We start from the raw sequence: 11,684 nt of genomic DNA, 5'->3' as shown, positions 1-11,684 counted from the left end.
ACGCCCGGCGCTCACGTCGACGTGGATCCGGTAGACGCGCGCCGCTTGTCGACGACCGCGCCGACGAGCTGAAAAACGGCATAGAGACCGAGGGCGCCGGCCATCACGGCCACCACCAGCACGCGCGTGTCACCGGTGAGCCAGTTGTTGACGTGTCCGAGATAGGGAACGGAGTACCACACGGTTCCGCGGATCTGTGCGGGTTCCACGGGCTCGGCGTCGGGTTGCGGATTGTTGTCCCCCTGCGTGATGTAGGTGCGGCCGCCCTCGCTGTCCGTGCCGGTGGCGATGATGCGGTGTGTGACGACGGCCGGGTCGCCGGACCTGATCTGATAGGTGACCGCCTCGCCGATCGGGAGACGATTCATGTCGCCGTCACGAACCACGACCAGGGTGCCCGGCGGGTACGTGGGTCGCATCGACTCCGTCAGCACCGTGTACGGCTGGGCGTTGCCGAGCAGTGGTATCACGACGAGCGCGAGGACCAGGGCGGACACGGCGAACACGAGCAACCAGGTGAGGATCGTGCTGAACCACCACCACGGTCCGGTGCGCGTCTGATCGGGTGCCGCGGTGGTGTCGATGCTGTTGTGCCGGTGCGTCATATCTGCTCCGCGCGGAAGCCGAAGACATGCGTGTACGTGGCCGGTTGCGTTCCGGTGACCGAGATCAGCGTGCTGCGTATGCACCAGATGTCCTGCGCGCCGACGGCCAGGGTGCGAAACGCCGACCCGACGGTCGCGACGGTGCTGACGGCGGACAGCGTCGGGAAAGCGCTCGTCGGCCCGAGAGCCGAGGTCGCCGTGCAGGTACCGCCGACGGCGCCGGCAACCGTGACCGCGATCGTCGACGTCGTGGACGCCTGCGGTCCGGCGGAGGCCAACCGGTACCGCAGGGGCGTGGTCCCGGTGTTCACGATCGCCAGCGGTGCCTGCCGGAACTGGTTAGGCACGAGGGCCGTCCCGGTGAGTTCGGGAAACGTGTAGACATTGTCGGCCCCCGAACCGGTCGAGAGGGACAGTCGACCGGCGGTCACCTGGCCGGGATCAGACGACACCGTCTGGGTCCAGTACGCCCCGGTCGAGCGCACCGACGCCGCGATCAGGATCAGCACCACCACGAGCGCGACCGAACCCGCGATGGGTCCGAACACCTGGCGCGACATACGTATCCGCCGCTCGATCGTCGAGATCGTCTCAGGCGCGTTCCTGCTGCAGGGTCACCTGCAGTTGGGAGAGGTTGATCGTCGAGTTGATCCCGACCTGATTCGGGGTGTCGCGGTCGAAGTCGACCCTGACGGTGACATCCACCGTCTTCCCGTTGTCGGCGGTCGTGATGACGCTGCTGGGAATCGCCGCGCCGCCGAAGGTCGCGGTGTTGGTGACGGTCACCCAATCCGCCAGCGCCGCGGGGATGACGTTGGTCCCCTGCTCGGTGGTGGTGATGCGGGCCGTCAGGTTGTCACCGACCGCTTCGACCCGATAGCTGGCGGTGTACTGCAGGACGTCTCCGGGCACCATCCGGAAGGTGGTGGGATCGATGTCGACCGGCGTCGCAGGGTTCGAGACGTCTTGCCACTGACCGGCGTTCACCGCTGCGAGATCGAGTGTGCCGGTCTGGACATCGCCGGAATCGGTGGACTCGCTGTCGCTCCAGAGCGCATAGGTGCCCAGACCGCCGAGTAGCAACAGGACGGCCGCCACCGCCGCGAACAGACCCTTGGTGACCTTCTTGTTCACGTGATCGCCTCTCGTCGTGGTGTGCCGATTCCTCCCGAGAATTCGAATTGAATGGGATCGAAATCGACGCCAAATGTCGCCATACGAAATCCGATGCTATTCGGCGAAATGGTTCAGAGGAAAGTGGCGGTCATTCTTTTTGGGGACCTCGTGCAATATTGCGCATTCTCCGATAACGGAGATGTAACAAATTCCTCCGCTGTGCTGAAAAGGTGCCGGCAATTCGGAAAGGTATTTCGACCACTCGAGCGATCGGCGGGATCTCGACGGTCGAGACGGTCCGCCTCGTGGTGCCCACCGAGCCATGCGCTTGCCGAAGCGACACCAGTCACCCGACTCAAGTTACTGTGGGGTAGGTTACACAGCCATGGACGTGAGGTCGGGGAGAAGCATGACTCATCGCAGTACATCGAGACGGATCGTCGGCATCGCCGGCGCGCTGGTGGCCGCCTGCGCGGCGTCGCTGGCCCCGGCCGCGGTCGGCACCGCGGCAGCATCGGACTTCTACACGCCGCCGACCCGGTTCGCGTCCGAGCCCGGTTCGGTGATCCGCAGCCAGGCGAGTCCGTTGCTCCTCCAGATACCCGGGATGACCGGGCAGTGGCCGGGCACGGCCCGAAAGGTGATGTACACCTCGCGCCAACAAGACGGCACGCCCGCGGCGGTGACGGGTACGGTCGTCGAGCCCACGGCGCCGTGGCGTGGGAAGGGTCCGCGCCCGACTCTCGTCGTCGGGTCCGGGACCATCGGTCAGGGTGACCAGTGTGCGCCGTCGAAGCTGATGGGCCTGCCCCTGGCCGTGGATGTCACGAAGCCGAGTATCTCGGTCAACTACACCGCGCCCGAGATGTACTACATGCTCGTCCACGGAGTGCGCGTGTTCGTCACCGACTACATCGGGATGGGTACGCCCGGCGTCCACACGTACGTCAATCGCGCGGAGAGCGGGCAGGCGATGCTCGACGGTGCGCGAGCCGCTCTCGCCATCTCAGGAGCGCCGGCCGACGCGCCGGTGGGCTTCGCCGGATACTCGCAGGGTGGAGGAGCCGCGGCGTCAGCAGCCGAACTCGCCGAGACCTACGCGCCGGATCTGAACGTGCGCGCCACCTACGCGGGCGCGCCCCCGGCGGATCTCGAGAAGGTCATCCCGGCCATCGACGGAAGCACCATCGCCGGCGCGATCGGCTTCGCGGTCAACGGGCTCACCGAGCGGTACGCGAATGTCGCCGACGTGGTGCGGAGGGAGACCAATCCGGCCGGCAAGGCCGCGCTGAAACAGATCTCCACGAGCTGCATCGGCGACATCATCCCGGCCTTCGGCTTCCGACGCGTCGAGACCTGGACCCGTACCGGGGAGACGCTCTCCGCCCTGATCGCGCGCTCTCCGGGATTGCAGGAGGTGGTCCGGGACCAGCGCATCGGCCGGCTCAAGCCGAATGCGCCCGTCTTCGTCGAGGGCGGACTGCACGACGACGTGATCCCGTACGGGCAGGTCGCACAACTCGTCGGCGATTGGCGGGCCCAGGGTGCCGACGTCACGTTTGTCACCGACCCGACACCACCCATCCTGACGAAGTCCATCGTCAACCACGTCGTGCCCATGCTCGGTACCTTCGTGCCCGGGATGGAGTTCGTGCTGACCGAATTCCGGAAGTGACCGTGGTGGTGCCGCGCCGGGGGGACGGCCTGATGCCGGTCGGCCCTGTCGGCCCGGCGACGCCGGGTGGCACGATCGAGACATGACGGATTCGAAGGGCCCGGCCGGGGGTGCATCCGGCGACTCCGCCGGTCGTGACCCCGAACGCATCCCGACCCAGGCCGAGTTGGACGCCGAGGACCTGGCCGCCCTCGAACGCTCCTCGCGCGACCGGGACCAGTCCGCGCTGTATCCGCCGCGCCCGGGCGATCCGGGGCCGCCTCCCGAGGCGCTCGCGGTGCATGCTCGGATCGTGTGGTGGGGGGCGGCCGTCATCGGGCTCGTCCTGACGATCTACGGCTTCTTCAATCTGGGGACCATCACCGACGATCTGCGCGGCCGGCTTCTCGAAGGAGTGGTCGCGGACCCGGCCAACTCGGCTCCCGAGAGCGAGGTCGACACGCTCGCCGGGTTCTTCCCGCCCTTCATGCTGGTGATGATCGTGGTCGTGCTCGCCATCGAGTACGCATGTCTCGTGGCGGCCGCGACGCAGCACAGCCGCCACCTGCGCAACTTCTTCCTGGCCGCTGTCGTCGTGCATCTGCTGTGCATACCCGTCGGCGTCGACCTCCTGTTCCGGTACCCCGACGTGTCGTCGAGCATGGTCGTGCTCAGCTACGTCCAATTCGGTCTTTTGGTCGTCGCCGCCCTGTGTACGCTCCGGCGACCGGTCAACGAATGGCTTCCGGAAACGACCCGGATGAAGCCCACGCGGATGATGCGCGGTCGCTGAGCCGGGTTCGCACGCCGGTGTCGTGACCATCACCTGCCCGGCGACCCCGGCGCCGGAATGTTCCGCGGAGGGGGTGGGTTGAAACGACCGTTGGCCAAGCCGTCACGAGCATCCAGGAGGATTTCGAATGGCAATCGAACCGGTGTACACCATCTCGTCGAAGGCGTCCGGCGGTGGACGCGACGGTGAGGTCGTCTCGGCGAGCGGCCAGATCGACCTGGATCTGCGACCGCCGAGGGAACTCGGTGGCAGCGGCGAGGGGACCAATCCGGAAGAGCTGTTCTCTGCAGGCTATGCGGCCTGCTTCCTCAGCGCACTCCGCGCCACGGCCAAGCAGACCGGCACTCCGGTCCCCGACGGGGCGACCGTGGACGTGACCGTCGGACTCGGAAAGGACCCCGCGGACAACGGATTCGGACTCACCGTTGCCATCGATGTGTCGCTGCCCGGTCTCGACGAGGACAAGGCGAAGGAGCTCGCCGACCTCGCGCACACATTCTGTCCCTACTCGAAGGCGACCAAGGGCAACATCGATTCCGCGGTCACCGTCCGCGTCTGACATCGCCGCGGCCGTACCGCACAACGGCAGTCGGAAACACGGCTGCCTCCAGCTATGACAAGAAGGGAGTTCTTGATCATGACCACCACCACCCCGATCACCAGCACACTCACCGACGAGCAGCAGTCCGTCGCCGGAAAGGCGTTGCAGGACACTCTCGTCGACCTGATCGACTTGTCGCTGATCGCGAAGCAGGCGCACTGGAACGTGGTCGGCAAGCAGTTCCGGTCGGTTCATCTCGATCTCGACGAACTGGTCACGGTGTCCCGTGAGTTCACCGACGCGGCCGCCGAACGGGCCACCGCGATCGGCGTGAGCCCCGACGGCCGTGCCGAGACCGTCGCGAAGACGGCCCACACCAAGGGTTTCGGCGAGGGATGGACAAAGGACAGCGACGTCGTCGAGGCCATCGTCGAGAACCTGAAGGCCGTGGTCTCGGGTCTCCGCGAGCGGATCACGGTCACCGAACAGGCCGATCCGGTCACCCAGGATCTGCTCATCTCGTTCGCCTCGAAACTCGAACAGCTGCACTGGATGTGGCAGGCGCAGGTCGCCTGAGCGACCGCGTCTGACCCTCTCACAGCAACGAACCCCCGCCGAGCATCTCGAGCTCGGACGGGGGTTCGTTGTGTGTCAGTGGCGTCCTGGTCAGTCGGTGGACCGCGCGGGCACTCCGGTGTCGGTGTCGGCGTCGGTGTCCGGGGTGCCGGAATCCGGATCGGCTTCCTCGGTGGCGTAGGAGTCGCTGAAGGAGACCCGCGGGGTGGTTGCCGAGTGGTACAGCGCAATCCCCGCGTACACCAGGGCGGCCACGGCGAAGACAGCGGAGGCGACGATGGTCGCGATGTGGACGACGGTCGCGAAGAGTCCGTCGATCGATCCCACCGCCAGCGCACCCGCCCCGGCGAGGACCGCGCCCAGGAGCGCCCACGCGGCACTGCGAATCCACGGGGCGACCACCGAGGCGTAGAAGAGACGCTGATAAATGGTCATCGAGAACTCGTCGACCGCGGCCAACCGGACCTCGTCGTCGCCCGCGAGGTCGCGCAGTTCGCGGGCCAGCTGGGTCTGGCGTTGCAGGGTCGTCGATTCGCGTTCCCGATATCGCACGAACCCGACGACGCCGAACGCCGTAGCCAACAGTCCGAACCCGACCATCACACCCCAGTAGTCCACGGCATTCACGCTACAACTAGAACCTGTTGCAGTCGTGAAGCGGGTCACAGGGTCCTCTCGTCCTGGCCGGTCACGACCTCGCCCCGCGGTGACGGTCGAGCCCGGGGACCAGGCGCTGCTACGTTGGGCGACCGTCTGTGCCGAAACGGATCGACCGGGGCGAGTCCGGCGGCCGGCGCGGCGAAGTTCGGTGAAGAACGGGAGGGATGCGCGGGTGACCGCTCGGTTGATCTGGACGTCGATCGTGTGTGTCGTCGTCGGTCTCGTCGTGAGTGCGTCGGCCATCGGCGATGGTGCGCACGGGGCCGGGGCATCCGGAGTGGGCGCGTACACGAGTCCGCCGCCGGGGGTCGACGTGCTCTCGGGCCACGCCCCGGACTCGGTGCTGCTGAGCCGCGAGTTGTACGCCCGGTCCGACGAGGCGATCCTCGTGGGACGCGATGCCCTCGACGATGTCGCCGTCCGGGCCGCGGTGGAGCGCGTCGCGCACGACAAGCACGTGCCGGTGCTTGCCGTGACCCCGCGGACGGCGCCGAGCGTCAGCGACGAGCTTCGACGACTCGGGGTCACCACCGCGGTCCGGCTCGGACAGGTCGACGGTGTGGCGGACTCTCGAGTCCGTGCGGATCTCGACGATCTGCGCGGCAACGCCCCGAGGGCCGGAACCGCCCCGCTGGTGATGCTGACCCGGGATGCACCGGTCGACGCGATCATGACGGCCCGGTCGGCGGCCCGCGTCGTCGAGGTGCCCGTGCCGGACCCGCGTGCGACGGCCGAGTCGGTGGCCACGATGGCGGCGGTGGCGTCGGAACCGACGGCCGTTCGCGCGGTCGGATCCGCGTTCGGCACCACCGACGAGTTCGCCCGGCGCGTGGAACAGGCTCGGGACACCCCGCAACTGCCCGGCGGCGGGCAGATCATCTTCCCGGGCAGGCGGATGGTCGCACTGTACGGATCGCCGGATGCGCCGGCGCTCGGTCCGCTCGGGAGACAGGGCATCGCGGCGTCGATCGACCGGGTGCGCAGACTCGCCGCCGACTACCAGCGGGTGAGCGCCGAACCGGTGGTCCCGGCGTTCGAGATCATCGCCTCGGTCGCGTCGGCCGAGCCGGGCCAGGGGGCGACCTACACGAACATGATCGATCCGGAGATCCTCCGGCCGTGGGTCGAGGAAGCCGGTCGTGCCGGCGTCTACGTGACGCTCGACCTGCAGCCCGGTCGCATGGACTTCCTGACGCAGGCCCGACGCTACGCGGACCTGCTGGCGCAACCCCATGTCGGACTGGCGCTCGACCCCGAGTGGCGACTCGAACCCGACCAGGTCCATCTCACCCAGATCGGCTCGGTCGGCGCCGAGGAGGTCAACCGGACCTCGGACTGGCTCGCCGGACTCGTACGAAGTCACCAGCTGCCGCAGAAACTTCTCGTTCTCCACCAGTTCGACACCGGGATGCTCGAGGACCGGCGCACGATCGTGACCGATCGCGAGGAGTTGCAGGTGATACTGCACGCCGACGGTCACGGCACCCCGGACGTGAAGATGGAAACGTGGCGCAGATTGGTCACCGATCTCCCGGCGGGGATATGGATGGGCTGGAAGAATTTCTACACGGAGGACAAGCCGACGTTCTCGCCCGCGACGACGCTGGCGGTACGCCCGTCGCCGTGGTTCGTGTCGTATCAGTGAATTCCGACGTCGCCGGGTGTCCGGGCCCGGACGGGATGTCGAGCGCGGCGGCCGGTCACCCCGTGGGCCCCGATCGGCGCCCGGACAATTGCAACTCCGCCGGTGGCGGGGCCGCACCGACGTGAAGGAGCACCCCGTGGCCACACCCCCGTCCACTCTGCCCACCGCTGTCGAACTCGCCGCATGCCCCACGCCCACCGAGCGGGCGGACCCGCTGACGATCCTGGAGGCGCAGGCGCAGACCCGTGTCGCCGATCTGATCCCGGTGCGCCACGCCCGGATGTCGGCGACCCCGTTCACCTTCTACCGCGGTGCGGCCGCGGTGATGTCCGACGACTTGTCGAGAACCCCGGACACCGGCATCATCACGCAGTTGTGTGGCGACGCGCACCTGAGCAATCTCGGTCTCTTCTTCAGCCCCGAACGTCGGATGGTGTTCGATCTCAACGACTTCGACGAGACCCACGTCGGGCCGTTCGAGTGGGACGTCAAACGCCTCGCGGCGAGCTTCACGATCGCCGGACGGAACAACGGATTCGACGACGCCACCAACCGCAAGGTCGCCAAGACCGTCGCCAAGGCGTATCGGCGGGCCATCACACGCAGCGCCACGCAGACGACGCTCGAGAACTGGTACGCCGGAATCGATGCCGACGACTTCCTGACCGACTTCGGCCCGAAGCTGGACACGTCGATGAGCGAGCGTACGCAGAAGGCACTCAAAAAGGCGCGGCATCGCGACAGCGCCCAGGCCCTCGCGAAACTCTGCGTGGTCGACGCCGACGGATCGGCGCACATCCGCAGCGACCCCCCGCTGCTGGTTCCGCTGCATGAGCGGTTCCCGGCAGAGACCGCCGACATCGTCGCCGAACGGGTGCGGGAGCGGATCAGCGCGTACCGCGACACCGTGCCGCTGCACGTGCGGGCACTCCTCGACCAGTTCGAGATCGTCGACATCGCGTTCAAGGTCGTGGGCGTCGGCAGCGTCGGCACGCGGGCGTGGATCATCCTGCTCACCGGCAAGGAGATGAGCGACCCGCTGTTCCTCCAGGTCAAGGAGGCGCAACGGTCGGTGCTGGCCGACCACGTGCCCGCGTCCGGGTTCGACAATCAGGGGCAGCGGGTGGTCGAGGGGCAGCGCCTGCTGCAGGCGGCCAGTGATCTGTTCCTCGGCTGGTCGACGGGAACCGACGAGAACGGAGATCGACGCGACTTCTACGTGCGCCAGCTTCGTGACGGCAAGGGTTCGGTCGTCGTCGAGGCGCTGACTCCCGACGGGATGAAGTTGTACGCGCAGTTGTGCGGACTGGTTCTCGGTCAAGCGCATGCGCGTACCGCGAGCCGGTTCCAGATCGCCGAGTACCTGGACAACACGAAGGGATTCGGTGACGCCATCGCCGAGTTCTCCCTCGGTTACGCCGATCTCAACGACTCCGACCACACCCGGATGATGGAGGCCATCGGTCGCGGTGAGCTCGAGGTGTACGACCTGGCGGCCGAGGGAAAGAGCTGAGTCTCGGGCGTGCCGACGAGGGCCGGCACGAGCCAGTGCTACGACGAAGGGGAGTTTCGCCGGTGGAATCGACTGCGCGAGAAGATGAAGCGACGCTGCGGAAGCAGGTCGCCGCGCTGATGCCGAGGGCGAGATCGGATCTCGCGGAGATGGTCGGCTTCCGATCGGTGCACGACCCGCAGCAGTTCCCGCCCGACGAATGCGACGGGATGGTCGACTGGTTGTTGCGTGCCTTCGCCGACCTCGGCGTCGAGGACGTCGCGGCCCACGTGACCAGTGACGGGAGCAAGGCGGTCACCGGTCACATCCCGGGTCCCGAGGGTGCGCCGACCGTCCTGCTCTATTTCCATCACGACGTGCAACCACCACTCGGGGACGACGAATGGGATTCTCCCGTCTGGGAACTGACCGAGCGGAACGGTCGGTGGTACGGGCGGGGAGCGGCCGACTGCAAAGGCAACATCGCCGTCCACCTCACCGCGCTGCGAGCTCTCGCCGGGGAGGCCGGCGTGACCATCAAGATCATCGGTGAGGGTTCCGAGGAGCAAGGGACCGGTGGGCTCGAGGATTTCGCCGTCCGCAACCCGGAACTGTTGCGCGCGGACGCGATCCTGATCGCGGACTCCGGCAATTTCGCCGTCGGCGAGCCGAGTCTGACGACCACGTTGCGCGGCATCGCGAACATCGTCGTGTCCGTGGACACACTGGATTCGGCCATGCACTCCGGGATGTTCGGCGGGGCCGCCCCGGACGCCCTGGCGGCACTCATCTCGATGCTCGCGACCCTGCGCGACGAACACGGCAACACCACCGTCACCGGACTCGACGCCGAAGCCCGATGGTCGGGTGTGTCCTATCCGCCCGACCGGTTCCGCAGAGATGCAACGGTTCTCGACGGGGTCGAGCTGGTCGGCTCGGGATCGGTGTCGGACATGGTGTGGGCACGACCGGCTGTCACAGTGCTCGGCATCGACTGTCCGCCGGTGGTGGGGTCATCGGCGGCGGTTCAGCCGCGGGCCCGGGCGAGGATCAACCTTCGCGTGCCGCCGGGAATGGACTCCACGCACGCGCAGGACGCGCTCATCGAGCACCTCCGTGGCGTCACGCCCTGGAATGCACGGGTGTCCTTCGAACGCGAAGCGGTGGGTGCCCCGTTCGTCGGGTCCACCAGCGGTCCCGCGTACGACACCCTCACCAGCGCACTGTCGACCGCCTACGACAGCGAGGTGCTCATCCAGGGGCAGGGTGGGTCGATCCCGCTGTGCAATGTCCTCCAGTCGCTCTTCCCCGAAGCCGAGATCATGCTGTTCGGCGTCGAGGAACCCCAGTGCCTGATCCACGCGCCCAACGAGAGCGTCGACCCGTCGGAGATCGAACGGATCGCGCTGGCCGAGGCCATCTTCCTGCGCGACTTCAGGTACCGCTGAAGCTCTGCAACAGAGCGGTTTTCAACTCCGGTCGGCTGGCGGCGACCAGAACGAACGCGGCTTCGCGGAACAATCGTTCGGAATCGCTTCCGCGGACGAGTGCGCGGCCTCCGTCAGCGGCCACCAGCGCGGCCGCGGCGTCCAGTGCCAGGCGCGCGGCATCGGCTCGGCCCGCCAGCAGCTCGGTGGCATCCGCCATTCCGGCGTCGAGTGCAGATCGGACAGTGTCGGCCCGCTCCCGCAGTGCTCGCGCCTCGCGGCTGTGACCGGTGACATCGAGCAATGCGGTGCAGCGCCGCACGAGTCCGAACGGGAGGGTGCCGTTGAGCCGGATGCCGACGTTCTGGGTCGCGAAGAACTCCGCCAGGCTCACCCGGGTGACGACCCGGGCGGAGGGGATCGTCAGGCCGTCGACGCGCAGCGACACCGTCTTCGTGGCGTCGGCCGCGGACAGGTCGACGGGCGTGACCCGGACCGCGCCGGTCGACGCGCCCGCGCGCCGCTCGGATTCGTCGAGCAGGTCGGCCACCGGCACGATCGTGGAGACGACGTCATCGGTGGCGACATCGCGGGCCGAGATCTGCAGGAGGTCGACCACGCCCCAGCCGCTGACGAACGGAGCGTCACCCGTGAGGCGCCATCCGGCGTCGGTGCTCGTCGCGGTCATCCGTGGTGGCGTGGGGACGACTCCGGCGTAGGCGACCCCCGCGCGGAGGTGTCCGGTCACGGCCGCGTCGAGATACTCCGCCCGGAGGTCGGCGTTCGCGGTCCGGGACAGGGACAAGACGACGCCGTGATGCTGGATCCAGGTGAACGCCGTGGCGAGACACCCGCTGGTGAGCACCTCCAGGATCTCGGTGACCTCGGTGAACTCGAGTCCCGGCCCGCCGGCCTCGACCGGCGCCGCGATGCCGTACAGGCCGGCGTCGGCGAGGGCCCGCCAGTGGGACCCGGGCACCGTGCCGCTGCGGTCGACCTCGCCGGCCGCCGGGAACAAGACCTCGTCGGAGACCCTGATCGCGGCCGCCCGTAGCTCGGCCCGTCGTGCTGCGGCGTCGTCGGTGGTCACGACTCACACCCTACGACGGGGCGGCCGACCGACTCCGGAGTTGGACGTCTGACCGACTTCCGTGCGCCGGCATCCCACGGAAGTC

The 11,684-nt window shown here is 67.9% G+C and carries 12 protein-coding genes; 7 read left to right on the top strand and 5 right to left on the bottom strand.

The genetic code is table 11. The features are described 5' to 3' along the window. Window positions 1-11: 11 nt before the first annotated feature. From ACFW3F_RS08325 to ACFW3F_RS08315, 3 genes are read right to left on the bottom strand one after another with little or no spacing between them, the layout of a single operon-like run. Window positions 12-605 (bottom strand): signal peptidase I, encoded by a 594-nt coding sequence (locus ACFW3F_RS08325; RefSeq protein WP_388056136.1) that lies wholly within the window; start codon window positions 603-605, stop codon window positions 12-14. Next, a complete protein-coding gene (locus ACFW3F_RS08320) occupies window positions 602-1,165 on the bottom strand; it encodes a hypothetical protein (protein ID WP_388056134.1) in 564 nt (187 codons plus the stop codon). The genes ACFW3F_RS08325 and ACFW3F_RS08320 overlap by 4 nt, the downstream gene beginning before the upstream one ends. Window positions 1,166-1,196: 31 nt before the next feature. Next, window positions 1,197-1,739 carry an alternate-type signal peptide domain-containing protein gene (locus tag ACFW3F_RS08315; protein WP_388056132.1) on the bottom strand — a complete coding sequence of 181 codons (543 nt, stop codon included), beginning with the start codon at window positions 1,737-1,739 and terminating at the stop codon, window positions 1,197-1,199. Between the two features lie 391 nt (window positions 1,740-2,130). On the opposite strand from ACFW3F_RS08315, the gene ACFW3F_RS08310 reads away from it, so the two are divergent. The 4 genes from ACFW3F_RS08310 (at window position 2,131) to ACFW3F_RS08295 (ending at window position 5,285) form a co-directional block, all read left to right on the top strand. Next, window positions 2,131-3,396: a lipase family protein gene (locus tag ACFW3F_RS08310; RefSeq protein ID WP_388056130.1), complete on the top strand. Its 1,266-nt coding sequence runs from the start codon at window positions 2,131-2,133 to the stop codon at window positions 3,394-3,396. Window positions 3,397-3,478: 82 nt separating this feature from the next. Next, window positions 3,479-4,168, top strand: a complete 690-nt coding sequence (locus ACFW3F_RS08305; RefSeq protein ID WP_388056128.1) for a hypothetical protein — start codon at window positions 3,479-3,481, stop codon at window positions 4,166-4,168. A 127-nt stretch (window positions 4,169-4,295) separates the two neighbouring features. Continuing rightward, window positions 4,296-4,727 carry an organic hydroperoxide resistance protein gene (locus ACFW3F_RS08300; RefSeq protein WP_388056126.1) on the top strand — a complete coding sequence of 144 codons (432 nt, stop codon included), beginning with the start codon at window positions 4,296-4,298 and terminating at the stop codon, window positions 4,725-4,727. A 78-nt stretch (window positions 4,728-4,805) separates the two neighbouring features. Beyond that, window positions 4,806-5,285 carry a Dps family protein gene (locus ACFW3F_RS08295; protein WP_388056124.1) on the top strand — a complete coding sequence of 160 codons (480 nt, stop codon included), beginning with the start codon at window positions 4,806-4,808 and terminating at the stop codon, window positions 5,283-5,285. Between the two features lie 90 nt (window positions 5,286-5,375). Here ACFW3F_RS08295 and ACFW3F_RS08290 read toward each other — a convergent pair whose 3' ends face one another. Continuing rightward, window positions 5,376-5,903, bottom strand: a complete 528-nt coding sequence (locus ACFW3F_RS08290; RefSeq protein ID WP_388056330.1) for a hypothetical protein — start codon at window positions 5,901-5,903, stop codon at window positions 5,376-5,378. A 214-nt stretch (window positions 5,904-6,117) separates the two neighbouring features. On the opposite strand from ACFW3F_RS08290, the gene ACFW3F_RS08285 reads away from it, so the two are divergent. The 3 genes from ACFW3F_RS08285 to ACFW3F_RS08275 all read left to right on the top strand — a co-directional run bounded on the left by ACFW3F_RS08285 (window position 6,118) and on the right by ACFW3F_RS08275 (window position 10,530). Continuing rightward, on the top strand, window positions 6,118-7,590 hold the full coding sequence (locus ACFW3F_RS08285; protein WP_388056122.1) for a hypothetical protein: 1,473 nt from the start codon (window positions 6,118-6,120) through the stop codon (window positions 7,588-7,590). A 136-nt stretch (window positions 7,591-7,726) separates the two neighbouring features. Beyond that, window positions 7,727-9,103: a DUF2252 domain-containing protein gene (locus ACFW3F_RS08280; RefSeq protein ID WP_388056120.1), complete on the top strand. Its 1,377-nt coding sequence runs from the start codon at window positions 7,727-7,729 to the stop codon at window positions 9,101-9,103. A gap of 62 nt (window positions 9,104-9,165) precedes the next feature. Beyond that, window positions 9,166-10,530: a dipeptidase gene (locus tag ACFW3F_RS08275; protein ID WP_388056118.1), complete on the top strand. Its 1,365-nt coding sequence runs from the start codon at window positions 9,166-9,168 to the stop codon at window positions 10,528-10,530. Here the strand turns inward: ACFW3F_RS08275 and ACFW3F_RS08270 are convergent. After that, window positions 10,517-11,599 (bottom strand): acyl-CoA dehydrogenase family protein, encoded by a 1,083-nt coding sequence (locus tag ACFW3F_RS08270; protein WP_388056116.1) that lies wholly within the window; start codon window positions 11,597-11,599, stop codon window positions 10,517-10,519. The two genes, ACFW3F_RS08275 and ACFW3F_RS08270, sit on opposite strands and share 14 nt — an antisense overlap. Window positions 11,600-11,684 lie beyond the last annotated feature (85 nt).

The organism is Gordonia sp. NPDC058843, assembly GCF_042743165.1.
Lineage (GTDB): Bacteria > Actinomycetota > Actinomycetes > Mycobacteriales > Mycobacteriaceae > Gordonia.
Note: the sequence above shows the minus strand (reverse complement) of the source record. Positions and strands in the feature narration are given on the sequence as shown.